Raw genomic sequence first — 24,524 nt, 5'->3', positions numbered from 1 at the left:
CCCGGTAAAGATAGGAAAGTTCAACTGCCTGCCCAATTCGCTGTTCATCTAATGGAGATATCATTTATCTTTGCACCTGATGTACGCCATAATCGATATCGAAACGACCGGAACCAGTCACCGAAACGGGAAAATTACAGAGATCGCCGTTTACATCCACGATGGCCGGCAGGTAACCGATTCGTTTGTCAGCCTGATCAATCCGGAGTGCTACATTCCCTACAACATTACCCGGTTGACCGGCATCTCCAACGAGATGGTTGCCGATGCACCCAAGTTCTACGAAGTGGCCAAACAGCTCGTGGAAATCACGGCCGGGAAGATTTTCGTGGCGCACAACGTGGCATTCGACTACAACTTCGTGAAGGAAGAATACAAACGGCTTGGGTACGACTACCGTCGAAAAACCCTTTGCACCGTTCAGCTCAGTCGGAAGTTGCTGCCGGGACATCGCTCCTACTCGTTGGGAAACCTCTGCTCCGATCTGAATATCTCCATCAACGGTCGGCACCGGGCCGGCGGCGATGCGTTCGCTACCGTGAAACTGTTTGAGATTCTAATGCAACAGAATAACGAACAAACGCAGAATCTGTTTTCAAATGCTCCCAAAGAGCTCCCGAAAGAAAAACTCGAAGCGCTTCCCGGGCAAACCGGTGTTTACTACTTCCTGAATGACTCGGGAGAAATCATCTACATCGGGAAAAGCAAAGACATTCATCAACGGGTTCTTTCGCATCTTGCCAACAACAGCACGAAAAAGGCCATCGAAATGCGCAGCAAACTGGTCGACGTTGATTGGCAAATTACCGGCAGTGAACTGGTTTCACTGTTGCTGGAATCGGATGAGATAAAAAGTCACCAGCCATTATACAACCGGGCACAACGGCGTACCCGTTTCCACTGGGGTTTGTTTACTTACCAGGATGAAGAAGGTTACCAGCGCTTCGAAGTCAGGAAGATTATCGATGGCGAATTGCCGCTCACCAGTTTTTATTCAGCCGCTGAAGCCAAAGAATATTTGCACGATTTGGTTGACCACTACCGGTTATGCCAGAAACTCTGTGGCCTGTACCAAACGGATGGAGCGTGCTTTCACTACGAAATAAAGAGTTGTAACGGAGCCTGCATAGGCGAAGAATCACCGGATGATTACAACCAAAGGGCTGAAATGGCGGCTGCGAAGCTTCAGTTTCGTTCGCCCGACTTTTTCATTCTAGAAGAAGGACGCCGGAAAGGCGAATGGGCGGTCGTAAAAGTGCAGAACGGGCGCTACACCGGCTTTGGCTATGTCGATGAGGAAAGCTCAGCCGAAGGCGTTCAGGCTTTGCACGACTGCATTTCGTCCCGGCAGGACAACCGCGATACCCAGGGAATCATTCGCAGCTACCTGAAAAAACACCCGGCTACGCGTATCATCGAATTTCGTTCGGAAGAACAAAACTAGGCCGTCAGGAGAAGTCTCATTTGCTTAAGGGCGATATGAGTGCCCGTCAGGACAGCTCGACAGGTCGTAAGATTCCATCAGTTGCTTGTCAGGACAACTTACCAGCCATTCAGGACGACCTGAAAGTTTCTAAGGACAGCTCGAAAACTCTTAAGGACAACTCGCCGGGTCGTAAGGACACCTCAAAAGGTCGTCAGGACACGTTGCCAGCTCCTAAGATTCACGCTGTAGCTCTTCAGGACAACTGTAACGATGAGAGAAAAGTAGTCCTTACGTGCTTTCAGGTTGTCCTGACAAGCTTTTCATCTGTCCTGAACCGATTTCTTCTAGTCCTGAAGACCAGTCTGTCAGCCCTGAAGCCACTGGCCTGTCTCCTGACGATAAACCGGGCAGCCCTTAACCTGTCCGATGGTACGAAATTGCAGTGTTGAGCTCTCCTGACGGCAGAGGAAGTTATCCCAACCCCTTCCCCGGTTGCACCAAGAACATGTCATGGCTGAATAATTTTTTTGTTAACTTGGAGATGCCTAAACAACCGATGAAATGAAGACGGAAATTAATTACTCAACATAAATAAGTACACAATACATCCCAATATGGGGGTATAACAACAACTCATCAACTGACATAAGAGAAATAACAACAATGTTGATACACACTAGTTGTGCGTCATATAAAATAAAATCATTTGTACCAAAATCTTAAACAGACACTTTCGTTTTATGGTGTGGCTTGTGATAAGCCTTACTATATTTCTTCGGGGAAATCAATTTTTCAATTTCCCGAAAACTCGTTCCGCATGGATTTTTATTCACTGTGCATCTGTACAAGCGGAAAAATGACTATGGAAATAGATGGTAATAATTATCTTATTCAACAAAATAGTTTTCTTATTTCCGCACCATCTACCATTGTCCATTTTAGGAAGTTTAGTAAAGATTTTAAAATGAAACTTCTGTTTTTTGAAAAAAATTTCTTACTCAAAAATATTTCTAACCCATTTATTATTGAAAAAAGTGGTCTGTTTCAACAAGTTAGCTATTCCTTATTAAATGCACCCGCAAAAGACATAGAACATATATTGACCTTGCTTGATTACTTAAAACATAAAACTAAAACCCACGGAAATTTTATTGATGAAATTATTCGAAGTATTATTTTTAACATATTACTTGAAGTTGCCGAAATTACACATCGCTATGCTAACGAACCAGAAAGTAAAGACCAAGTCATTTCTACTATTTATTTGAAGTTTAGGAAACTGGTACAAGAACAAATTTTAGAACATAAAACAGTACAATTGTATGCCGACCAATTGCATATTTCTAATAAATATTTAATTGAAATAGTAAAAAAAACAAGTGGAAGAACACCGCATGAAGTCATTAATGAAATACTGCTAAAAGAAGCGTATGTACTATTGGGAAATCCTGAACTCACAGTAACTGAAATTGCATTTCAGTTACACTTCAATTCTACCTCTGCCTTTGGGCGATTCTTTAAAAAACATACCACAATTTCACCTTCACAATATAGAACAAGACAAAACATAGTTCGATAAGAATTAACGGACACAAATACCGAATTAAAGGATATATGTAAATTTAAGTATAGCCATATCTTTGTTATCATTAAATAATCAAATACTTTAACAATGAAGAAAATAACAGATAAGTTTGATTCGTTTCTTATGAATTATAAAAATATTACAGTAGCCGGAAGTGGCGTATTAGGCTATCAAATTGCTTTCCAGACGGCATTTCATGGATTTAATGTCACCGTTTATGACATTAATGATGAAGTATTGGAAAAAGCAAAAGGCAAGTTTGAAATTATGAGTTCCGCATTTAAAAGTGATTTGAATGCAAGTCAGCAACAATTGGAAGATACATATCAAAAATTAAGGTACTCATCTAATTTAGAAGAGGCTGTAAAAGATGCCGACCTGCTGATTGAAGCCGTACCGGAAAATCCGCAGATTAAAATCGGTTTTTACGAGCAGTTAGCAAAAGTTGCCCCCGCAAAAACTGTTTTTGCTACGAATTCTTCCACACTCTTACCAAGTCAGTTTGCTTCCTCTACTGGAAGACCGGAGAAATTTGTTGCCCTGCATTTCGCCAACGAAATTTGGAAACACAATACCGCAGAAATTATGGGGCATCCAACTACTTCGCACAAAGTGTTCAACGATGTGGTGGAGTTTGCAAAAAGAATTGGAATGTTGCCTTTGCCATTGCACAAAGAACAGCCCGGTTATATTCTCAATTCTTTACTTGTACCTCTTTTAGGTGCTGCGTTGGATTTGTATGTGAACGAAGTGGCAGATGTGGAAACCATCGACAAAACATGGATGGTCGCAACCGGTGCACCAGTTGGACCATTTGGTATTTTGGATGTGGTAGGCGTTACAACAGCTTACAACATAAATAAAATAGCAGCCGAGAAAACACAGGATGCCAACAGGATAAAAGTGATGAAATATTTAGAAGAAAATTTCATTAATAAAAATAAATTAGGTGTGGCTACGGGTGAAGGATTTTATACATACCCAAATCCAGCTTTTCAAAAAAAGGATTTTTTGAAGTAGAAAAAATAAATCTATTATTGGAAGTTTATATTGTGTTGTTTTAGAGTTCGTTGACCAACAATTGGAATTCATGATAATAAGGATATGGTAGGCAAAGGTTTTAGCTATTTTTGAAAATGCACAATTTTCTGATTTCAACTGAATAAAAAATACGAACGCACAACAATGGCTATAAGTAATTGCTTGTTCTCGCCTACTTCTGAAAATCCTCGCGGATTTTCAGTTTGGTGTGTACTTGCTAAGTTAAGTGCTAAACCACGCAACTACTCATAGCCGAGACCGTTGTGTGCCATTTGAAAAATAAAAAATTTAGGCGAAATTTGACCCATGGATAGATCAATAGACATAGAAAACGAACGAGACGAGCTTAATGAATGGGTACTTAGAAGTATGGAGTTATTCGAAGAAACTCCTTATCTCGACAATCTATTGGCTATTTACCCCCTTGAAACCGCTGTCCCAAACCACATGGAACAGAGACTTAAAAGAAGGATTATTTCAGCACATCAAGGGAGACGAACAGACGAATTGATTCAAATACTTCAAGGGGAAGTAAAATTCCCTTATGACGAACCACTTGCTTATTTGATAAAAGAAGTGGAGAACTGTCGAACCTCTAACCCGAGACAGATTAATAGAATTGCAAACACCTTATATGCAATGACAGCAGATGAATTGGTAGTTAGGCTAGAATCTGCTCCAAAGATCAATCAGCAAATGGGACCCATGTTCACAAATTGGGTGAGAAACAATTTTGAGCTGTTGAATCTCGAAGATTTTGAAGAATCAACAGAAGGGATCTTTGTATTGAGTTCTTCTGAAGAAGACGGAAAGACATTCGTAAACGAAACACTTAATCAGAATTTACAAAAACGTCCAGATTTAGTAGCGAAGGTGAATGAAACCTACATTATTGGAGAAGCAAAATGGATTGGTCGCTCAGGTGGAAATCAAAATAACCAAGTTAAGGATGTCTTGGATTTCTGTAGAGATCAACGTGGAGATGTTATAAGGGTTGGAATCATTGACGGATTTCCTTGGGCGACTAAAAAGACGAGTGGTTCTATAATAAACGATAAGGTTAACGTCCTTGTACAAGAATTTCCCTACGATATTGTCAGTGCTCTTTTGCTCGAAGAGTATCTAGAAACACACCTTTAATCGAGCGGCACATATTCCAAAAACTCAAAATCTATTTGATCTTTTGTAAAGGTTTTATTGATTACTTCTAGAGAGTGAGTTGAATTATCGACACCAATCCATTTTCTACCTAATCTATTTGCAACCCTCAGAGTACTACCTGAACCAGCAAAGCAGTCGAGTACAATAGAATTTTGATTGGAAGAGTTTTCAATTATTCGCTCAAGTAAATCGTAATTCTTTTGTGTCGGATAGTCAACGTAGGAAAGTCCTTTGTCCTTGTACTCCCAAACATCTTGAATTTTGAATCCTTTGTGTTCGCTAGCTAAAACAATTTTTCTTGGATTTCCTGTATTCGACCATTCAATCAAGCCTTTGTTATCAAGTTCATCCAGCACATCACGACTATATCGCCAATGTCTGCCCTTTGGGGGCATCAGACCTTTCCACTCCAAGCCTGTATCACCATTGACTGTTTTGCCAGGTGCATGAATTGGGTTTGTAGTATAGTATCCATGCTTTGGATGCTTTTTGGGAAATAACACCTTCCTTTTCTCTTCTGACATCGGCTCTTTAATGTCGTTCCATATCTGACTATCTCTGTTCTTGGCATAGTACAAAATCATATCCGAATAGTTTCCATAAGCGTTTCGTGCGAAGTTCTTGGGGTTACATTTTATTCGAGTGATGTCATTAATGAAATTCTGATAACCGAAAACTTCATCCATTACTATTTTCACATAATGTCCTATTTTCTTGTCAATGTGAAGGTAAATACTGCCTTTATCAGACATCAATTCCTTCATTAAGAAAAGCCTCTTTCTGATGAACTCAAGAAATTCACTATCGACTAACTTGTCAGAGTAGGCGGAGTGCTCATCAATGGAGTTGAAATCCTGACCAGTACCAAATGGTGGATCGATGTAGACTAAATCAATAAGCCCTCTGTGAGTGTCAAGGAGTTTTTTTAAAACGAAGTAGTTATCACCAAAGATGAACTTGTTCTCGGTTTGCTTTGATTCTTTAATTGTTTTTAATTCACCATGCGTGATTCCATGAACTACCTCGAATTCATCTGCTTTATCAGTATATTGAAGAGTACAATTCTTGGTTCTTCTCAAATAAGAAATTGACGGTTCTTGGGCAGTTGAGTTTGAATTGACAAAACTCTCAAAGTCATTAGCAGTAATTCTGTAACTCTTGTTTATCTTGACTGCATTAAGCTCTTTTGCTTTGATGTACTTTGATACCGTTTGTCTCGTAACTTTCAGGTGTTGAGCCACTTCATCGACAGTTAGGAAACTTGAATGCTTCATAAGAAACGAATTTAGGGTCAAATTAACGCATATTAACGCAAATAAACAAGTGACATGAATAGAAAAAAGAGAAAAAACGGCACACAACAACGCATATAGTGCATACCCTTCGGGATACGCACCATATGCGCTCCGTTATAGCCAATTAAGAAATCTACAATGAGAGTTTCAATACTTATATTTCTGACTTTACTTCTATTTAGTTGTACCGACAATCGATACAATAAAATGGAATTTCAGGCAATTCAAGATATCGCCAATGACTATTTAAGAATAAAAGATTTAAATCAAAGTCGAATTAAACCGCCACCTCCAGTTGAGAATGATGAAATCCAAATTGCCCCTGACACTATTAAAAGGCAAGACACTTATAAGGTTTTCGTATCTGACGCTTTGTTACCAATTTCACAAGTCAAAGAAGATAATCAATGGATGTTTGACAGAATTTATGAAAATCCACATCTCGACAGTATTGCGAATTCAATAGTTGGTTCAAAGAACTTTAAGAAACTAAAATATCGGGAGTTTAATAAAAGTAGATTGGAATTTGCGAAACCTTATCGGCAATTTGTTGACCACAAAAAGGAAATTGGAAAAGACGAAGAGTATGTAATTTTAAGTTTTTCAAGAATCTGTTTCAGCGCTAACGACAAATACGGTCTAGTGGTGATTGACTATGAGCACGGATGGCCAAATGGGACTGGTGGTGGTTTTAATCGTCCATATCTGATTGAAAAAAAGAATAACGAATGGAAAGTAATAGATGAATAATAACTGGCTATAACAAATTGCAAATTGCATTGCGGGTGCAGTGGTGTACTCTTTCTTCACTCCGTTCTGACCGTCATGCACAAAAAAAACCGGTCAATAAAAATCAACCGGCATATATTTTAAGATTCAACGACTCTTATTCGTCAAGCTTGTCAAGAGCAAAAGCATAAGCACCCAGCGAAATGGCGCGGCTTGCTCCAATGCGGCTGATTCCCACGGCCAACATCGGCTCCGGGTTGTACACCACTGTTTTATTGCTTTGTGGAACTTTAATTTCAACCGCTTTCTGATGCAATAAAGCAGATAAGCCCTCTTCGGTATCGGCACTCACTACTTTCTGCACTAACCGCGGCATCGTTTCGCCATCCGGCAAATCAAGCGTACCATTCATCTCAGCCAATGCTGCGGGCATAATTAGTTCGGCAGCACCGGAGAGTCCGCCTCCAATCACGATCAAGCCATCAAACGTGGTAGCCAGGTGCGTCAATACATCCCCCAACGATTCACCAACCGATGCAAAAGCTTTTGTCGCTGCTTCACTGTTTCCGGGACGCATGCCTTTGGCAATTTCGAAAATATCTTTCGGCGTCAGTTCATCGGCATTCGCGTCTCCGCTGTACTCACCGTAATGACGTTTTACCGCACGAATGGAAACACCGTCTTCGGCACACCAATTGGCATTCAGTTTATTCCGGTAGGCATAAATTTCCGCTGCCATGGCATTGTCGCCAATAATGAGTTTGCCTTCGCGCACCAAACCGCCACCCAGACCGGTTCCCAGCGTGATTCCTACCAGGTTGTGGTACCGTTTGGGTGAACCGGCATCTTTCAGACTTGTATTGATTTCGGGAAGAAAACCTCCCAACGCCTCACCATAAGCATATAAATCGCCATCGTTGTTGATGTAAACAGGCAGATTGAATTTCTCTTCCAGGAACGGGCCGAGTGCCACACCACCGCGGTAACCGGGCAGATTCACCAAATCACCAATAATTCCATTGGGATAGTCGGCCGGACCGGGAAAAGCAAAACTAATTGCTACCGGCTCCTCCTGCAGTTCTTCTTTCACCCGGGAAAAGCCATCGACCATGTTGGCGAGACTTTTTTCCAGATTGTCTCCGTTCGACGGTAATGTAATGGGTTCAACAATATTTTCGCCGCCGCGAATGGCTGAAAAGACAAAGTTGGTTCCTCCTGCATCGAGTGTCATCACCACACGCTTGTCATCGAATAAGTTCATTGGTTTACAGTTTTTGTGAATTTCGGAGGTTGAAAATACAAAATTCCCTCTAAAACGTGTTGGACTTTTGACGGTTTGGAAAGTCTCTAAACAAAAAAAGGGCCCGGAATTTTCCGGGCCCTTTTCAATTTGGTATTATTTCTTACATATCCAGATTTTTCTGAATCAGTTGCTTCAGTTGTTTTGCCTGCGGATCACTCGGATCGAGTTTCACAGCTTTATCAACATAAGGCATTGCGGCTTTGAAATCAACCTTTGCTTTCGCAACCTGTGCTTTGTACTTGTCATCGGTTGTTTTGTACTTGCCTGCTTTTACATCGTTAGCAGCAGACTGCAGAATGGCAGCACCTTTTTTGTAGTGCGCATTTCCTTCTTTCAGGTAATAAACGCCCAAAAAGGACTTAATCTTCTTACTATTCGGGTACTTTTGGAGGCCCGTTTCAAGCGTTGACTCAAACTTGGCCATGTTATTCAAGTGCCGGTAAGAGTTAGCAATGTACAAATACGCATACTCAGCTTTGTAACTTGCGTCAGCCGCCATGGTGAAATACTTGATGGCTTTGTTCCACTTCTTGATTTTGTAAGCAGAATAACCTGTGTTGTAAATCATCACATAATCCGGATCCTGGTCGCCCCAGTTGGCAATAGCTTTCTCGAAATTGGTAAGCGCTTTTGCATAGTCCTTCGAACGCAAAGCTTCATTTCCCGCATTTTTCGATGCGATTGCATCCGCCTTTTGGTCCTGTGCAAAAGAGGTTGCCAAAAATCCTACACTAAAAATTAAAACAGCGATCAGTTTCTTCATTGTTGCTCCTATTTTAAATTGTCTATCAATATATTTATGTTCTATAGAATGCTTTTATTTAGCTCAAAAATAATGATTTTAAAAAAATATGAAAGTAGTTACATGTATATTTTTCATCCTCGCTTAATACACTTGGCCACTGAATATAATAGTATCTACTCATAAATCTTATGCTTTTACCGGAATCTCCCCCTAAAAAAAGACGGGCGATAACCATAAAACAGAAATCAGGGGTTGTACCGGTCTTTGTGGTAAAACTTCAAGATATTCTGAATCATATCGATGTACCCTTTGGCATTTTTATTTTCCGGTTCAACCGATACAACCGCGTTGAAACAATTGAGGGCCTTTCCCCACTCCTGCATTTTGTAATAGCTCATTCCCAAAAGCATATTGACCGCTGAATCCAATTCATTGATCTCATCGTTATTCAGTAACGAGAAAACCTCTTCCAGTTCGCCCCGCTCGTATGCTTCTTTCGCTTTTGTCAATTTCTCATTCATAGGTTGAAATTTCAATTACCCGTTTTCCTGACACACTGTATTACGAAAACTGTGCCATATTTTGTTTAATATAGATTTACTATTCAGGATTTGATATTGTCGGCACGTCCAACAGACAGCACACCATGCACATTGCGTAATTTTTGGATTAGAAAATCGAGGTGCTCCAGGTCGTTTACATACACCCGCAACGTTCCTTCGAAATTCCCGTTTTCCGAATTCACTGATATCGAGCGCATCTGCACACCGACGTCTTTGGAGATGATGTGGGAAATATCGCTGACGAGTCCCATTTCATCTGTCCCGGAGATGTGGATGGTCGTCTGGAATGAGTTCCGTTTCCCGGTATCCTTCCACCGGGCCCGGATGACACGGTAAGGATAGCGTTCGAACATCTGCGGCGCATTGGGGCAGTTCATCCGGTGGATTTTAATCCCCTCGCGAATAGTCACAAAACCAAATATGTTGTCGCCGAAAATCGGATTACAGCATTGTGCCAACTTGTAATTGATGTTCCGGATGTCATTATCAATCACCAGGAAATCGCCGCCGGTGTCGAACGTCAAATCCTTCAGGTCCGAAGCCGGCAAAATCTCGGACAACTTATCCTTGGTTGTCTCTTCCTCTTTTTTGCCGGTCAGAATATCCTTAATCTCCAGCGGCTCAATTTTCCCCACCGAAATATTGTAGTACAGATCGGCGGCTAACTTCAACTTGTAGTGCTTTAACAAGTCGCGGATGACCAGGTCATTGTAGTCTATTTTCCAGTTTTTCAGCTTACGCAGAAGCATCTCTTTGCCGTTATCGGCTTCCTTTTTCTGCTCCTCATTCAAACTGGCCTTGATGCGCGACTTGGCTTTCGACGTCACCACAAATTCGAGCCAGTCGAGCTTCGGCTTCTGATTGTTGGAGGTTTCTACCGAGATGTGGTCGCCGTTTTTCAGCTTATGCTTCAGCGTTACCATCCGGTCGTTCACCTTTCCACCGGTGCAATGATCGCCCACAGCCGAGTGTATTTCATAGGCAAAATCGAGCAACGTTGAACCTGCCGGCAGCTTTTTCAGATCACCTTTCGGTGTGAAAACGAAAATTTCGTCTTCGTATATATTCACCTTGAACTCCTCGATGAAATCGACCGGGTTCATTTCGGGATTCTCCAGTATCTCGCGGATATTCTTCAGCCAGTCGTCCAAATCCGAAGAGCCTTTCCCTCCTTTGTAGCGCCAGTGAGCCGCCAAACCGTTCTCGGCTACGTCGTCCATCCGGCGCGTACGGATTTGCACTTCCACCCAACGTTTTCCCGGCCCCAACACTGTCGTGTGAAGCGACTCGTAGCCATTGGATTTAGGGATGGTGATCCAGTCGCGCAAGCGTTCGGGATTTGACTGGTACTCTTCGGTAACTACCGAAAAAGCCTGCCAGCAATCCGATTTTTCATCTTCCGGTTTCGAGTTTAAAATAATACGAATAGCAAACAGATCGAATACTTCATCAAAGTCGACTCCCTTCTTTTTCATCTTGTTCCAGATGGAGAAAATCGATTTGGTCCGGGCCTTCATTTCAAAATCGAAACCGCGTTTTTTCAGCTTTACTTCGACGGGCTTGACAAATGCAGACACAAAGTTTTTTCGTTGTTCATCCGTTTCCTTCAGTTTATCGACGATGTGCTGATAATCTTTGGGATGTAAATACTTCAGCGAAATATCCTGTAACTCGGAATTGACCTTGTACAGCCCTAAACGGTGAGCGAGCGGGGCATACAAATGCATGGTTTCATGCGCATGCTTCTTGTGCACCGAATGCGGATACCGGTCGAGTGTACGCATATCCTGCAGCTTGTCCGCAATTTTAATCAGGATAACCCGCACATCGCCCGAAAGGGCCAGCATCAGCCGTCGGAAGTTCTCACTTTGCAGCGCCAGGTTATCGGTGTTGATGCCATTTATTTTAATCAGGCCATCGAGTATTTCGGCCACGACTCTGCCAAATAGCTTTTCGATTTCCTGCCGGGCTTTGGTTTCTTCCTCTTCGGTGTACACGTTGTGCAGCAACGCTGAAATCACCGAATCCGACGCCAGTCCAATTTCGTTGGCAGCCAGGCGTGCTACCGCGATGGAATGCAAGATAACCGGGTCGCCATTCGACCAGGTTTTGTCGCCAATCTTCTCCCTCGCGAGCTCAAATGCACCGTGTACCTGTACCAGTTCCTGGTCACTGAAACTGCGCGAGCAGGCAGCAATCAGTTTATTATACTCTTCTGAAATAAGTTCGTTAAAGCTTTCCGTCACTTGCTGTCAATTTACAAATCCGTCACTGCATAAAATTAGCAAATATGGGAGGAGAAAGGAAATCGGGTTTTCACTTCACCGGATCGGTGCCGACTGGCGAAGTCCTGTAAAGATCAGTCTGCGGGTATCCGCCCGGGGTGTTGTAAACTCCACCGTTGTAGGGGTTTCCAACCTTACTGATACTGAATTCGGCCTGCATGCTAAACTTGTCGGAAAACTTATAACCAACAAACAAAGAACTACCATAATTCGTCAGGTTTTTCACTGCCGGATTCAACTCATTTTCAGATTGAAAAGTATTTGAAACGAATCCGGTTCCGCCCAAGAATAATTTTTCGTTAACAGCGTAGGTCGCCTGCCCCAGGAAAGACGCATAGTAATACCGGCCGCTCATCACCGGATATTCATTCAGGTAGTAAGAATAGAGGGGCATATCCTCCAAACGGGTCACTCCCATCGTTCCCAGCATATCGACGCGCCAGCGCTTATGAGGCGAAAAACTAAATCGCGGAGCCACATATTGATTGAAGCCGTATCCATGTTTAAAATTGGTAAATACCGACGTCCCGACTTCAACACCAAAGTCATGCGGCATGACAGAATCCGTTGACGATTGCTGCAATTGAAGCGACAGAGGCACTGACATTTCCGGTTTTTGCACCGACAATGAATCCGGCTCCCCGGCCAGGGCAGTCTGCACAAAAATGGCCATAAAAAGCAACGTCAATACGCTATATTTCATCCTCATAATCATCAACTTAAAAATACGAGCCCGGCTTAGAAATATCCTACGCTCAAGATTGTAAATATCCTCCATCTTTCCTAACAAAAACCAGACCATCAAGAATATGAACAGGGGGTTTTATTTTTTGATAAATTGCCGTAACTTTTCTCAGAATATTGCCCTTTATCGATATCAATCTTTAACCTAAATAAGTATTCCATGATGAAAACTTTACTCTCCCTCCTAAAGGTATTTACTTTGATGAGTATCGTATTGCTCTTCAGTAAATGTACAAGCGACCAGGGTGTTCCCGTGGATGAGCCTGTAAAACAAACTATCCCCCAGTCAGATGCATCAGGATATCTGACACAAGTCAACGAAGTTATTCATTTCCGTCCATTCGACGGCCAAACGAAATCTGCTACTGTTAATCCGGTACAAGGACTCACCCTGGTTCACAAGGCAAATGTAAGTGCCCCTGAGGCCGATTTGCCATTGAGTGCCTCTTGCCTTTACGTTAAAGATGACATAGCAGTGATAGGCTATAACGTTCAGGGAACCGAATTTGGCGGTGCATTTCAGATTATAAAGTTCAAGGAAGAAACCGAACAGGTAGAAACGGTCGTATCCAATCTGCCCGTCGATGTGAACGACATCATGCTGAAGGATAACATCGTGTATATGGCCTGTTCCGATCCGAAAACCGGTGCAGCACTCTATACCTATAATTTAACTACCTCGGAATTCACCCGCGCTTTCATTCTTTCGAAATTGCTGGAAGGACAAACAGTTGCTTCGGCAAACGGTTTGGTTTTATCGGATTCGGAAGCCATGTTGTCTGCCGGAAATACCAACGGTGGTCTGTTTTGGGTTTCGGAAGGGACCGAAGGTTTTAGTGGACTTAACTATTACGGAGCCACTTCAGCCAGTTCGATAGCGATGAGTCCGGATGGAAATCACCTGGCCTTGTTGGTCGGTGGTAACGAAGGCGACAAAGCCAGCCTTGTTTTGACCGGAACCGATGGCACTTTTGAGAAGACCATTACGTTGTCTGATGAGCCGGTAACGCATCAGAATGTCGCAACCGAAAATATGTACAGTGGAAAGACCAAGGTGCGTTTCATTACCGATAATATGGTGATTGCCACATTGGGAAGTCAGGGAGCAGTGGTCGTTAATCTCACTACTGATGAGGTTCAGTCTACCCCGCCTTCGATGTTACACGCAGGAAACTCAAACAGCTTTGCTTTCGATGACAAATTCGTTTACTACGGTAATGGTGCCGATGGCTTGTACCTGGCCCGTTACGATACCGAAAATCCTTCGCTGATGGTATACCCGGTATGGGTTTGGGATACGCAATCCAGTGCACCTCCGGGATCGGTCAACGATGTAGCATCCGATGGTTCGAAGTGGATAGTTGTCGCCAAAGGGCTTGACGGCGTACATATTTTGAAATTCGTCGACGATGGATGTGGCTGCAGTTTCTAATGGCAGTGCACAGAACTTCGACTAGCAAGAGATAAATAGTACTAAGCAATCGATAAATCAGCAAAGAACTCAGGCCGGTGAAAATCCGGCTTGAGTATTTTTATAGGAGCCCAACTAACAAAATGAGGAATGAGTGTTTTGTCGCCGCATTTATAAAAATTACCACGAAAGCTTTTACCTCTTTCCAGTCCAATCATCGAAAAAGGAATCTCAACCGTGAGGTTCCAGTCCGATAGAACATCTTCAGGCGGCAATGTATCCGGATGTAAACTGGAGTTGCGTCTAATCAATGCCAACTCTTCCGCCTGCAAACGCCGCCTGCTCTTACGCTCAGCTCCTACCGCAGACAAACAGACTCCCAGCGCATTGAACTCAAAATTTCGGTAATTTTCATTCTCCTGAAGGAAAAATTCCACACACGAATCTTCATAAACCGGCTCCTGGTCGTTTCGGTTAACAGCTCTCACATAATCCTTACGAACCACGTAATGCAGGAACAGCGAATGACCGGAATGTCCCAGGTATACATCAACTTCCGGCTTGTGCGGAAATTCTTGCCAATTGATTTGCTGAAGCTGAAGTGCTAATCCTTCTGTCGGAAGCAGTTCTCCAGCATTCTCTGTAGTAAGTGCCGAAAGATATGGAATCGTTGGGATAGTCATCATGTTCGGTAATTTGGTTGGTGCAAGCTACGAAATCCATTGGGCACAAAAAAGCCGGAAAACCTCTATGATGATTTTCCGGCTTCAACAAGATCCATTAAAATAATTACTTCCTCACAGATGCCTCCTTGTGCACCCGCTCCAGTTCGACCGTAAAATGCCGAAGAATGGGTGCTTCGTGGGTAATGCTAAATCCATGTTTTATCTGGTCTCTGCGGTCGTAAACATTCTTCAGTACCGCAGCTACATAGTGCATATGATTGTTGGTATAAACTCTCCGGGGAATGGCCAAACGAACTAATTCCAGTGCCGGATACCGGTTTTCCCGCGTATGCGGATCACGATCGGCCAACAATGTTCCAATTTCCACGCCACGAACTCCACCTTCGACATAAAGCTCAACAGCCAGCGTCTGAGCAATGTACTCCTCTTTGGGAACATGTGGAAGAAAACGTTTGGCATCCACAAAAACAGCATGTCCACCAATGGGTTGCTGAACGGGAACGCCATACTCTATGAGCTTATCACCCAAATATTTTACCTGCTGAATACGAGTATCGAGGTAATCGAAATCAACGACTTCCTGAAGACCTACCGCCAGTGCATTCATGTCGCGGCCGCTCATGCCACCGTACGTGACAAAGCCCTCGAACATGATAGTGTGCATCGAGCATTTATCTACCATCTCTTTTTCCCGGAAGGCCATAAACCCGCCAATGTTTACCAAACCGTCTTTCTTTGAACTCATGGTCATTCCATCGGCATAGGAGAACATTTCCCGGACAATTTCCTTGACAGAATGATTCCGGTAACCGGGTTCCCGCATTTTGATGAAATAGGCATTTTCTGCAAAACGAGCTGCATCGAAAATAACGGTAGTGCCGTATTTTTTCGCCATCTGGTACACATCCTTCAGGTTCTGCATGGAAACAGGCTGACCGCCGGCGGTGTTACAGGTAACCGTTACAATAATCATAGGAATGCGCTCTTTCGGGTTCGAAATCAGCACATGCTCCAGTTTATCCAGATCGACATTTCCTTTGAACGGATGCTCTTTGGTGGTATCGTACGCTTCTTTGATGGTACAATCGACCGCATCAGCATGACGGAATTCGATGTGACCTTTGGTTGTATCGAAATGCGCATTACCCGGAATCAAATCGCCTTCTTTAATCAATGACGAAAACAGCACATTTTCGGCTGCCCGTCCCTGGTGACTGGGAAGAAAATAATCGAATCCGGTAATGTCTTTGATGGTTTCTTTCAGATGAAAATAGGAAGAAGAGCCGGCATAACTCTCGTCACCAGTCATGATCGCTCCCCACTGCTGGTCGCTCATAGCGCCCGTACCGCTATCGGTCAGCAAGTCGATAAATACCTGCTCGCTACGAAGATTAAATAAATTGTATTGGGCTTTTTTTATCCACGCTTCACGCTCCTTCCGGGTACTTTTCCGGATAGGTTCCACCATCTTAATTTTATAGCTTTCTGTAAAAGGTAAATCCATCTTAATTTGAGAATTTAGGGTGTTCAGGTAAAATCCGGCTTTCGCCGAATCAATCATCTAGAAGTATTAGAATGCGATGGATTAACAAAAGGAATCCCTGTTCTTCAGATTCCTGTACAGCTGAAACATCAGCCACAATGTGTGAATGGACATTTTCATGTTAACTCCCTTACTTATGTTACAAATATAGGGAATGCAACAGGTGTCGACGGGAAAAGAAGTCGAAAAGGGTAATTCCAATTTTTATTTTAACGGGTGTTCTTCAGCATGGGGTTGTCGCGAAAAATAGCGGTCGTTTCCATATATCACATTGATTTTTCCCGGTAGGATCTCCAACGTATAATGCCCTCGTTTTAGGGTCTCTCCGTCCGATTCACCGGGGATGGGCTTATCCGATTCAAATCGAATCTGACGCGCTGTGTGGGTCGTTACATGCTTGTCCTTTATAAAGCTTCCGTTGTATAAACCGGTAAAATTTCGGAGTATTCCCCACAAGCCTATCCGTCGGATGACTGTTACCTGAAATTCTCCGTTATCGGGAATAGCTCCGGGAGTCTGCATCATGCCGCCGCCGTTGAATTTCCCGATGCCCACGCTAGCGCTAAACAGCACAGTTTCAAACGGCTTTTCATCGACAAAATAACGCAACCGCCGGCTTCGATACGATAAATAACTGGAAACCAAGCTTTGTATATATACCCGAATACCTGACTTGCCTTTGTCCTTCAAACGATTGGCGCGGGCTGCTGTCATCGCATCGAAACCAAACCCGGCCATGTTCATAAAATACCGAGTCACCGTTTCATTGGGACGACGAATGGTGATTTTTCCCACATCCTGCCGGATGGTTTTGCCTTCCAGAATGGTTTCGATGGCCTTCTTGTATTCATCCGGTATCCCGAAAGTGCGAATCCAGTCGTTTCCGGTTCCCACCGGAATCATCCCGATAGTTACCTCTTCCGGTGAACAGGTATCTTGTTTAAAGACACCATTCACCACTTCATTTAGTGTTCCGTCACCTCCGGCGATAATAATATTCCGGTAACCGGCTGCTACCATTTCACCCGCAAGGGAAATTGCATGTTTCGGATAGTCGGAGGTCACCATATGGAAATTAATTTTGTGCTTTTTCAGCAGCTTCATAATCTTTCCTTTATCGTGCGCTCCTCTTCTACTTCCAGCATGCGGATTCAGAATAACCAGCCAGTCAGATTGTACCATTTTTTTCGAAAATTATGTTCCGAAGATAGTAAAATTGAGATCAAGCAAGCAGAGTGGAAAATGTGTTATGCATCATCCGGGGAATTCCGGCTCATCTTGTCGAGAAATTCATCGATAAACAGATTCATGTGGTCAAAATGGGAACCTTCCCAGAATACCTTTCCGCAGTCGGTGCAACGATAAAAGCGGTCAAAATAGCGGCGCGTTCCCGTTTCCAGCCTTTCCTGCACTTCCTCTTTGGGTACCTCTATCATTGGCCCGTTGCATTGCATACAGCGGGTAAAGGGACGAATGGACCGAATGAGTCCAAAGTGTTCAATCACTTCCGAAAGTTGCTTTTTAGACTGTTGCGAACGAAGCCAGTAGCCTAATTTCACGCGATTGTATTTCAGAATCCCAAGGTCGCGGGTCAATACAATCCGGTTCTCCGTTTCAGCAATATCAGCAATCACATCGTCGTCCATCCGGTTACGGTAAAGCGTGTCGAAGCCCAGCATACGAAGATACTTCGCCAGCTTTCCCAAATGTACATCCAGAATGAAATGCACTTCAGAGGGTAGCGGCGTACGCAGATGAATAACCGAGCTATCATTTAACAATTCAGCTACCGGATACACATTCACCAGGTCGCCCGAAGCCAGCAAAGCACCAAACGAGACCGACTTGCCGTTTATCGTCAGCACATCGATTTCGACGTGGGGAATACCGGCTGATTCGACGGCATCTTTTACCGTTTGCCCTAAATTGAGTTTTACCCTGAAAGGCTTTTGCCGGTAATCTGACGGAAGAAAATCGTTCAGGTTACCAAAGGCACGAATCCATATGAAGGAAAGTTTACTCATCGAATCGTCTGGCTAGTAAAGGTAAGAAAACCTTTTTCGGGATACGACATTTGGGCTTTTAACAGCCAAACGGACGACTTTGCGCGTCATTTTTCGGCTTCAGCAGAAAAAAATAGAAAAAGCCTTTTAAATTTGCAGCCGGAAAATCATCAAAATACAATATCTGTAAGACTTATAACGTATGGGACGCGCCTTTGAATACCGCAAGGCCAGGAAGCTGAAACGCTGGGGCACCATGGCCAAGACCTTTACCAAACTGGGAAAAGAAATCGCAATCGCTGTTAAATCCGGTGGCCCCGATCCGGTAGCTAACTCACGCCTTCGCGTGTTGATTCAAAATGCCAAAGCGGCCAACATGCCCAAAGACAATGTCGAAAGGGCTATTAAACGTGCCGTATCGAAAGATCAGGACGATTACAAAGAGCTGGTTTACGAAGGTTACGGACCTTACGGAATTGCCGTATTGGTAGAAACCGCTACTGATAACCCCACCCGCACCGTGGCTAATGTGCGTAGCTATTTCAACAAATGCAACGGATCGCTGGGAACTTCAGGTTCAGTGGAATTCATGTTCGAGCACAAATGCAACTTCAAGGTCAAAGGCAAAGAAGGACTCGACCTGGAAGAGCTGGAACTGGAATTGATTGATTTTGGGGTGCAGGAAATATTTGCTGAAGACGACGACATTCTCATTTACGGAGATTTTGAATCGTTCGGACCAATCCAGAAATACCTGGAAGAGAACGAATTTGAAATTGTGAGCGCTGAGTTCGAGCGTATTCCGAACGACACCAAAGAATTGAATGAAGAGCAAGTAGCCGAGATTGAGAAGCTACTGGGCAAGCTGGAAGAAGACGACGATGTGACCAATGTCTTCCACAATATGAAAGAAACGGAGTAAATATCTCCTCAAAAGATACAGTTAAAAAGCCCTGAGATGCCATTGCTCCTCAGGGCTTTTTTGTAATTCTCATCTATAATCAAAAATCCAATGAACCTTTCACTTTAAATAGGCCGTTTTCATCACCTCACCAATCGCTTCGTACAATTCGGCTTTTTTAACTGGTTTGGCGATATAACCATGGCATCCGGCTTCCAGCAACTGGTCGCGCTCCTCCAGCATCGCATAAGCTGTTTGCGCTATAATCCGGGTCGTTATCCCCTTCTCTTTTATTTCCTGAAGACATTCGTAACCGCTTTTCACCGGCATATCAATGTCTAACAACACCAAATCCGGCTGCCTCTTATCAAGCATATCCATTAACACCTGGCCGTTGGAAGCATGCTTTATTTCCGATACCCGGTTCTTCAGTATTTCGCGCAAGTACATGTACGAATTCCGATCGTCTTCAGCAATAATAATGCTCAATCCCTGGAATTCATCGACTTTACTTCCGTCTTTCTTACCTCCGGAAAACATCTCTTTCACCGGTTGATACGGAACCGTAAAACTAAAAGTAGTCCCGATATTGGGTTGCGATGTAAACCAGATACTCCCGCCCAAAAGCTCCACAATACCTTTGGAAATACTAAGTCCCAAACCAGCGCCTTCGTGATGTTTATCTTCATCAATCTGCCGGAAGCGTTCGAATATGATTTCGGCCTTTTCAGGAGAAATACCGAGCCCTGTATCTTTTACATAGAATTCGATGAAATTGCCATCTTCGGTTTGTTTCTTAACGAAACCAACCGTAACACTTCCCTTCTGTGTAAACTTCAATGCATTACTCATCAGGTTGTCTATCACCTGTTGCACCCTGATGCCATCGGTATGCAAACGAATGGCGGCGGCATCTTCGGGAAGTTCCAACATCAAATCCAGGTTAGGATTGCTGGTGACCCATGCTGATTTCTCAAAGGTACGGTAACTATTTTCAAGCAGCTTGGCAGGCTCGCAATCAGTTTTGTGTATTCGCAATTGGCCCGCCTCAATTTTGGAGATATCGACAATATCGTTGATGATTTGCAGCAGGCGCTTGCTGGAATTCTGGATAATATCAATAAAATTATCGCGCTCCGGGTCGTCGGGATCCAACTCTCCCAGCAAATTGGAGAAGCCCATAATGGCATTCATTGGGGTACGGATTTCGTGGCTCATGTTGGCCAGAAAAATAGATTTCAACCGATCGCTCTCTTCCGCCTTTTCTTTTGCTTTTAGCAACTCCATGCCTGTTAAAACCTCACGGGTGATATCCTGCAGCGTACCGTGGCGTCTGACGGGGCGTCCCTGCGCATTGTATTCCGTAATGTAGCGTTGCTCGATATGCTTTATCCGGTTATTATTAAGTAACAACCGATGCGTTATTTCGCCAAACATTTCGTTAATTTCAGCGGAAGTATAACACTCTTTCACCTTCTTCCTGTCCTCCGGATGAATTAGCTGAATAAATTCATCGAAGGTAATTTCAAGGGTGCCGGCTTCTAACTCCAGGATGTTACCAATTGCCTCTGAAAAACCAATGTTCATGGTTGTGAGATCGAGTTCCCAGTGACCTATCTGTGCCAGCGTTTGCGCCTCTTTCAACTTCCGCTCGCTTTCCTTCAATGCCTCCTGTGTTCTATAAAAATCGGTCATGTTCCGGGCTACCCCAAGCACGCCAATCAGGTTTCCTTCCGAATCACGCATGGGCGTTTTGATGGTTTCAAATAACGCCTCATGTCCATCGTCAGCGTAGGTCACCCATTCGAGGTTCGTCTGAGCTCCGTCGGTCTCAATGGCTGCTTTGTCTTTTTGACGGAAGAATGTAGCCAAATCACCCGGAAAAAAGTCGTAATCCGTCTTTCCGATTAACTCCCTTATCGGAACTCCCAGCAGCCGTTCAAATTCATGATTGCACGACAAAAACCGACCTTCTTTATCCTTTAGCCAAACTAAATCGGGAATGGTTTCGATAAGTGTTTTTAGCTGTTTCCGTTCATTTTCCAGTCTTAATTTGGCCTCTTTCCGTTCCGTAATATCTCTGACGAACATCATGTGCGCCGGACGCCCGTTATAAGTCAGTGTACTCGCTGTTAGCTCGACAGTGATTAATCGACCATCTTTATGCTGAATAATCGTTTCGTAATTCGTTGGCGCATCTTTTCCAGTGGTTCGTGCAATGTAATATTGCTCTAAGCGAGTACGTTCTGAGGGTGCAATGAATTCCAGAAAATTTCGGTTAACTACTTCATTTCGTGCATAACCAAAAGCCTGTGAAATCATGTGGTTGGCAAACTGAATCAATCCGTCCTGAAGAATCACAATGGTATCACCGGCCCCTTCAACCAACGTCCGGTATTTTTCCTCACTTTCGTGAAGGGCATTCCGGGTTTGCCAGTTTTTATTCTGCTTCAGCATCAACTTTCCCAGCAATACATTCCCAATCGGATAAACCGTCAGGAGCGGCAATGCCAGCTGCGACAACGTTTCCCAGCGCACACTGGCAGGAAGCAAAAGTGAGCAAGCCAACATGGCCAAATGAACCACTACCCCAAGAGAAAGTAACTCCAGAAGTTGATTGCTGCAAAACCAGTTGGGACGGAGTTTTCGCCAAAGAATACCAATGGTTCCGGAGGTAATGATAACGGCTGTTCCCATCCACACGCCGGCACCACCTTCCAGTATCCGGAAGACTCCGGTGGCAATCATGGCAATAACCGTAGGTACAAGTCCAAAGAAAACACCGGATATGGAAAGCATTACCGAGCGGGTGTCGAAAACCAGGCCGGGCTTCATGGTCCATTGCGATAACATCAGAATAATCCCGATAGCGCCCAGTATAACGCCGGTAATTAGTTTATCCGAGATTTTTTTTGAGTTCTCTTCTCCTACCCACAGATAGTCATACAGCATACTGAAGGCCAGAAGAATCGCTGTGTTTTGCAACAGCGCTACCACAATCGAATTATTCATCCTCTATCACTTAGTCAAGGGTGCGAAGATATACTATTTATCAATCTTTTAAGAAAAGATTTCTCATATAGCAGTCATGTTTTTTCCACACATTCAATTTATCCTTGGGTTCGTTATTACAAATTTATAACGATAAAGAAGTGAATAAAATTGTCTGAAACAGGGACGAACTCCCCGATTCATATAGATTGAGTTATACTGAACCAAAACCATGAAATACAGAAGTGTTTATAACCGGACTACAGGAAATTCTTATCGAGAAATTCCAGGAATTTCTCTTTATACTGGTCGCCTACCGGGATGTAGACTTTGCCAAAAACGATGCGGTTTCGTTCGATGGTTTCGATTTTTGCCAGGTTGACAATATACGAACGGTGTACCCGCATAAAGCGGTCCTCGGGTAACTTGGCATCCAGCGCTTTGAGAGAGTTGAGCGACAGAATGGGTTTGGCTTCATTCTGTACGTGCACTTTGATATAGTCTTTCAGGCCTTCGATATACAGGATATTATCGAAGTTAATGCGCCGGATCTTGTATTCTGACTTGATAAAAAGATATTCATTGTTGGCCTCGATTTGCGTATGCGCCTGATGTTCCAGGTTGAACATATTCTGCGCTTTGATAGCGGCCTTCAGGAATTCCTCATAGCTAAAAGGTTTCAGTAGGTAATCGACCGCATTCAGTTTAAAACCTTCCAACGCATATTTTTCATAGGCGGTGGTGAAGATGATTTTAGGCGGAGAAGTCAATGTGCGGGTAAACTCGGTTCCCGATAAGTCGGGCATGTGAATATCGAGAAACAACAGGTCGACCTGCTCGTGTGCCAAAAATTCCATGGCATCGAGCGGATTGTCGAACGTATTCACCAGTTCCAGGAACGGTGTTTTCTGAATGTAGCCCTTGATCAGTTGCAGGGCAAGAGGTTCGTCGTCGATAGCTATGACCCGCAGATTCATTTTTTCGGTTTTTAGGTTGATTTCACAAGACAATTTCTTTATGACTCGCTAATCTGAATAGTTAGCAGCACCCGGAACATCTCATCATCCTCATCAATTTCCAGTTTATGTTTTCCCGGGTAAAGCAGCTTCAGGCGTTTCCGGGCATTTTCCAGACCTATCCCCGACTCTTTTTCTTTCGGTTTCCCGGAAAGCACTTTGCTGTTCCGGCACATGAAATTAATCTTCCCTTCATCAACCTGCAGTACGATGTCGATGAATGATTTTTCGCGGTAGCTGATACCGTGCTTAAAAGCGTTTTCGATGAACGGAATAAACAACAATGGCGACACGTCGATATTTTGGGTCTCTTCCGGAAACGAAACATTGACGGTTACCTTTTCGTTGATGCGCAATTTCATTAAGTCGAAATAGTTACGCATGAAGCTAATCTCTCTTTCCAATGGGATTAACTCGCTCTCCGATTCGTACAACAAGTACCGCATCATGTGCGAGAGTTTCAGTACTGCCTCTCCCGCATCGTTCTGATTGAGGCTGATCAACGAATAGATATTGTTCATCGTATTGAAGAAGAAATGCGGACTAATCTGGCTTTTCAGCAGGGCCAATTCTGAATTCAGCTTAGCTTTTTCCAAATCTTTTCGTTCTGCTTCATTCTTTGCCAGTTTACCCATTACCCGCAGCCCCATAGCAAATCCCGAAACAAGTATGCTCGTCACTAAATAAATGTAAATATGGAATTCCCGTGGCGGTGGTTTCGGGAAGTTATTCTTCTTCCAGATTTCCCGCATAGCCTCCATGAACCGTTGCTCATCTGCCGTCACCAACAGGTGATTTCCCCAGTCGCTCACCCAGTAAAGTGCAAAAACCATAACCGATATCAGCAGAAAGTACATCCATTTCCGGTCTTTCAGGAAGAACCGGGGAATCAGCCAGATGTAATTGATGTAAAACACTGCTGCATACACCGCCGTGTTGAAGTAAAGCCGTCCCGACATCATTCCGCTGCGCCCCCAAGCCAGCATCATCAGGTACTGTGGCAGGAAGAAGAGGAAAATCCAGGCCAGCACATGCAACAAAATATGCAGGCGATTACCGGAAAGTAGTTTTCGTTTCATTTGTAATGGTTTGTGCC

Annotated in this window: 21 protein-coding genes; 8 read left to right on the top strand and 13 right to left on the bottom strand. The window is 43.6% G+C overall.

What is annotated here, in order from left to right; translation table 11 throughout:
* The first annotated feature begins 79 nt into the window (after positions 1 to 79).
* From AC060N_RS09520 to AC060N_RS09500, 5 genes are all read left to right on the top strand, one after another.
* Complete coding sequence (locus AC060N_RS09520; RefSeq protein WP_479526889.1) at positions 80 to 1,444, top strand: exonuclease domain-containing protein; 1,365 nt, start codon at positions 80 to 82, stop codon at positions 1,442 to 1,444.
* A 35-nt stretch (positions 1,445 to 1,479) separates the two neighbouring features.
* Positions 1,480 to 1,875, top strand: a complete 396-nt coding sequence (locus AC060N_RS09515; RefSeq protein WP_479526888.1) for a hypothetical protein — start codon at positions 1,480 to 1,482, stop codon at positions 1,873 to 1,875.
* Between the two features lie 368 nt (positions 1,876 to 2,243).
* The gene (locus AC060N_RS09510; protein WP_223825893.1) at positions 2,244 to 3,005 is read left to right on the top strand and encodes a helix-turn-helix domain-containing protein; all 762 of its coding nucleotides are present in this window, start codon (positions 2,244 to 2,246) and stop codon (positions 3,003 to 3,005) included.
* 93 nt (positions 3,006 to 3,098) lie between these two features.
* Positions 3,099 to 4,031 carry a 3-hydroxyacyl-CoA dehydrogenase gene (locus AC060N_RS09505; protein WP_479526887.1) on the top strand — a complete coding sequence of 311 codons (933 nt, stop codon included), beginning with the start codon at positions 3,099 to 3,101 and terminating at the stop codon, positions 4,029 to 4,031.
* A gap of 327 nt (positions 4,032 to 4,358) precedes the next feature.
* On the top strand, positions 4,359 to 5,192 hold the full coding sequence (locus AC060N_RS09500; protein ID WP_479526886.1) for a hypothetical protein: 834 nt from the start codon (positions 4,359 to 4,361) through the stop codon (positions 5,190 to 5,192).
* Here the strand turns inward: AC060N_RS09500 and AC060N_RS09495 are convergent.
* On the bottom strand, positions 5,189 to 6,487 hold the full coding sequence (locus AC060N_RS09495; protein WP_479526885.1) for a DNA methyltransferase: 1,299 nt from the start codon (positions 6,485 to 6,487) through the stop codon (positions 5,189 to 5,191). The two genes, AC060N_RS09500 and AC060N_RS09495, sit on opposite strands and share 4 nt — an antisense overlap.
* A gap of 228 nt (positions 6,488 to 6,715) precedes the next feature.
* Here AC060N_RS09495 and AC060N_RS09490 point away from each other — a divergent pair, with 228 nt between their 5' ends.
* Complete coding sequence (locus AC060N_RS09490; protein ID WP_479526884.1) at positions 6,716 to 7,258, top strand: hypothetical protein; 543 nt, start codon at positions 6,716 to 6,718, stop codon at positions 7,256 to 7,258.
* 136 nt (positions 7,259 to 7,394) lie between these two features.
* Here AC060N_RS09490 and AC060N_RS09485 read toward each other — a convergent pair whose 3' ends face one another.
* From AC060N_RS09485 to AC060N_RS09465, 5 genes are all read right to left on the bottom strand, one after another.
* Positions 7,395 to 8,498, bottom strand: a complete 1,104-nt coding sequence (locus tag AC060N_RS09485; protein WP_479526883.1) for an ROK family protein — start codon at positions 8,496 to 8,498, stop codon at positions 7,395 to 7,397.
* A 142-nt stretch (positions 8,499 to 8,640) separates the two neighbouring features.
* Entirely contained in the window at positions 8,641 to 9,303 is a 663-nt protein-coding gene (locus tag AC060N_RS09480) for a tetratricopeptide repeat protein (protein WP_479526882.1), read from the bottom strand.
* Between the two features lie 227 nt (positions 9,304 to 9,530).
* Positions 9,531 to 9,806 carry a tetratricopeptide repeat protein gene (locus AC060N_RS09475; protein WP_479526881.1) on the bottom strand — a complete coding sequence of 92 codons (276 nt, stop codon included), beginning with the start codon at positions 9,804 to 9,806 and terminating at the stop codon, positions 9,531 to 9,533.
* An 83-nt stretch (positions 9,807 to 9,889) separates the two neighbouring features.
* Positions 9,890 to 12,094 carry a RelA/SpoT family protein gene (locus AC060N_RS09470; RefSeq protein WP_479526880.1) on the bottom strand — a complete coding sequence of 735 codons (2,205 nt, stop codon included), beginning with the start codon at positions 12,092 to 12,094 and terminating at the stop codon, positions 9,890 to 9,892.
* 70 nt (positions 12,095 to 12,164) lie between these two features.
* The gene (locus AC060N_RS09465) at positions 12,165 to 12,842 is read right to left on the bottom strand and encodes a hypothetical protein (protein ID WP_479526879.1); all 678 of its coding nucleotides are present in this window, start codon (positions 12,840 to 12,842) and stop codon (positions 12,165 to 12,167) included.
* A 195-nt stretch (positions 12,843 to 13,037) separates the two neighbouring features.
* Here AC060N_RS09465 and AC060N_RS09460 point away from each other — a divergent pair, with 195 nt between their 5' ends.
* The gene (locus tag AC060N_RS09460) at positions 13,038 to 14,309 is read left to right on the top strand and encodes a WD40 repeat domain-containing protein (protein ID WP_479526878.1); all 1,272 of its coding nucleotides are present in this window, start codon (positions 13,038 to 13,040) and stop codon (positions 14,307 to 14,309) included.
* A 41-nt stretch (positions 14,310 to 14,350) separates the two neighbouring features.
* On the opposite strand, the gene AC060N_RS09455 is transcribed toward AC060N_RS09460, so the two are convergent.
* The 4 genes from AC060N_RS09455 to AC060N_RS09440 form a co-directional block, all read right to left on the bottom strand.
* Entirely contained in the window at positions 14,351 to 14,974 is a 624-nt protein-coding gene (locus tag AC060N_RS09455) for a carbohydrate-binding family 9-like protein (RefSeq protein WP_463230039.1), read from the bottom strand.
* 103 nt (positions 14,975 to 15,077) lie between these two features.
* On the bottom strand, positions 15,078 to 16,478 hold the full coding sequence (locus AC060N_RS09450; protein WP_479526877.1) for a tryptophanase: 1,401 nt from the start codon (positions 16,476 to 16,478) through the stop codon (positions 15,078 to 15,080).
* Positions 16,479 to 16,721: 243 nt separating this feature from the next.
* The gene (locus AC060N_RS09445) at positions 16,722 to 17,699 is read right to left on the bottom strand and encodes a diacylglycerol/lipid kinase family protein (RefSeq protein WP_463230042.1); all 978 of its coding nucleotides are present in this window, start codon (positions 17,697 to 17,699) and stop codon (positions 16,722 to 16,724) included.
* 65 nt (positions 17,700 to 17,764) lie between these two features.
* Positions 17,765 to 18,541: a Mut7-C RNAse domain-containing protein gene (locus tag AC060N_RS09440; RefSeq protein ID WP_463230043.1), complete on the bottom strand. Its 777-nt coding sequence runs from the start codon at positions 18,539 to 18,541 to the stop codon at positions 17,765 to 17,767.
* Between the two features lie 181 nt (positions 18,542 to 18,722).
* On the opposite strand from AC060N_RS09440, the gene AC060N_RS09435 reads away from it, so the two are divergent.
* Positions 18,723 to 19,442: a YebC/PmpR family DNA-binding transcriptional regulator gene (locus AC060N_RS09435; RefSeq protein WP_153638992.1), complete on the top strand. Its 720-nt coding sequence runs from the start codon at positions 18,723 to 18,725 to the stop codon at positions 19,440 to 19,442.
* A gap of 99 nt (positions 19,443 to 19,541) precedes the next feature.
* On the opposite strand, the gene AC060N_RS09430 is transcribed toward AC060N_RS09435, so the two are convergent.
* The 3 genes from AC060N_RS09430 to AC060N_RS09420 all read right to left on the bottom strand — a co-directional run bounded on the left by AC060N_RS09430 (position 19,542) and on the right by AC060N_RS09420 (position 24,507).
* Positions 19,542 to 22,433, bottom strand: a complete 2,892-nt coding sequence (locus AC060N_RS09430; protein ID WP_479526876.1) for a PAS domain S-box protein — start codon at positions 22,431 to 22,433, stop codon at positions 19,542 to 19,544.
* 239 nt (positions 22,434 to 22,672) lie between these two features.
* Complete coding sequence (locus AC060N_RS09425; RefSeq protein WP_479526875.1) at positions 22,673 to 23,389, bottom strand: LytR/AlgR family response regulator transcription factor; 717 nt, start codon at positions 23,387 to 23,389, stop codon at positions 22,673 to 22,675.
* A gap of 38 nt (positions 23,390 to 23,427) precedes the next feature.
* Positions 23,428 to 24,507, bottom strand: coding sequence for a sensor histidine kinase (locus AC060N_RS09420; protein ID WP_479526874.1), 1,080 nt, complete (start codon positions 24,505 to 24,507; stop codon positions 23,428 to 23,430).
* Positions 24,508 to 24,524 lie beyond the last annotated feature (17 nt).

The organism is Prolixibacter sp. DSM 2831, from assembly GCF_056493735.1.
Note: the sequence above shows the minus strand (reverse complement) of the source record. Positions and strands in the feature narration are given on the sequence as shown.

What these genes read in the sequence shown, in the direction of transcription:
- AC060N_RS09505 (WP_479526887.1), top strand. Translation starts at nt 3,099, where the DNA reads ATGAAGAAAATAACAGATAAGTTTGATTCGTTTCTTATGAATTATAAA.
- AC060N_RS09500 (WP_479526886.1), top strand. Translation starts at nt 4,359, where the DNA reads ATGGATAGATCAATAGACATAGAAAACGAACGAGACGAGCTTAATGAA.
- AC060N_RS09435 (WP_153638992.1), top strand. Translation starts at nt 18,723, where the DNA reads ATGGGACGCGCCTTTGAATACCGCAAGGCCAGGAAGCTGAAACGCTGG.
- AC060N_RS09480 (WP_479526882.1), bottom strand. Translation starts at nt 9,303, where the DNA reads ATGAAGAAACTGATCGCTGTTTTAATTTTTAGTGTAGGATTTTTGGCA.
- AC060N_RS09495 (WP_479526885.1), bottom strand. Translation starts at nt 6,487, where the DNA reads ATGAAGCATTCAAGTTTCCTAACTGTCGATGAAGTGGCTCAACACCTG.
- AC060N_RS09440 (WP_463230043.1), bottom strand. Translation starts at nt 18,541, where the DNA reads ATGAGTAAACTTTCCTTCATATGGATTCGTGCCTTTGGTAACCTGAAC.
- AC060N_RS09455 (WP_463230039.1), bottom strand. Translation starts at nt 14,974, where the DNA reads ATGATGACTATCCCAACGATTCCATATCTTTCGGCACTTACTACAGAG.
- AC060N_RS09465 (WP_479526879.1), bottom strand. Translation starts at nt 12,842, where the DNA reads ATGAGGATGAAATATAGCGTATTGACGTTGCTTTTTATGGCCATTTTT.
- AC060N_RS09515 (WP_479526888.1), top strand. Translation starts at nt 1,480, where the DNA reads ATGAGTGCCCGTCAGGACAGCTCGACAGGTCGTAAGATTCCATCAGTT.
- AC060N_RS09520 (WP_479526889.1), top strand. Translation starts at nt 80, where the DNA reads ATGTACGCCATAATCGATATCGAAACGACCGGAACCAGTCACCGAAAC.
- AC060N_RS09425 (WP_479526875.1), bottom strand. Translation starts at nt 23,389, where the DNA reads ATGAATCTGCGGGTCATAGCTATCGACGACGAACCTCTTGCCCTGCAA.
- AC060N_RS09485 (WP_479526883.1), bottom strand. Translation starts at nt 8,498, where the DNA reads ATGAACTTATTCGATGACAAGCGTGTGGTGATGACACTCGATGCAGGA.
- AC060N_RS09460 (WP_479526878.1), top strand. Translation starts at nt 13,038, where the DNA reads ATGATGAAAACTTTACTCTCCCTCCTAAAGGTATTTACTTTGATGAGT.
- AC060N_RS09510 (WP_223825893.1), top strand. Translation starts at nt 2,244, where the DNA reads ATGGATTTTTATTCACTGTGCATCTGTACAAGCGGAAAAATGACTATG.
- AC060N_RS09420 (WP_479526874.1), bottom strand. Translation starts at nt 24,507, where the DNA reads ATGAAACGAAAACTACTTTCCGGTAATCGCCTGCATATTTTGTTGCAT.
- AC060N_RS09430 (WP_479526876.1), bottom strand. Translation starts at nt 22,433, where the DNA reads ATGAATAATTCGATTGTGGTAGCGCTGTTGCAAAACACAGCGATTCTT.
- AC060N_RS09490 (WP_479526884.1), top strand. Translation starts at nt 6,716, where the DNA reads ATGGAATTTCAGGCAATTCAAGATATCGCCAATGACTATTTAAGAATA.
- AC060N_RS09445 (WP_463230042.1), bottom strand. Translation starts at nt 17,699, where the DNA reads ATGGTACAATCTGACTGGCTGGTTATTCTGAATCCGCATGCTGGAAGT.
- AC060N_RS09450 (WP_479526877.1), bottom strand. Translation starts at nt 16,478, where the DNA reads ATGGATTTACCTTTTACAGAAAGCTATAAAATTAAGATGGTGGAACCT.
- AC060N_RS09475 (WP_479526881.1), bottom strand. Translation starts at nt 9,806, where the DNA reads ATGAATGAGAAATTGACAAAAGCGAAAGAAGCATACGAGCGGGGCGAA.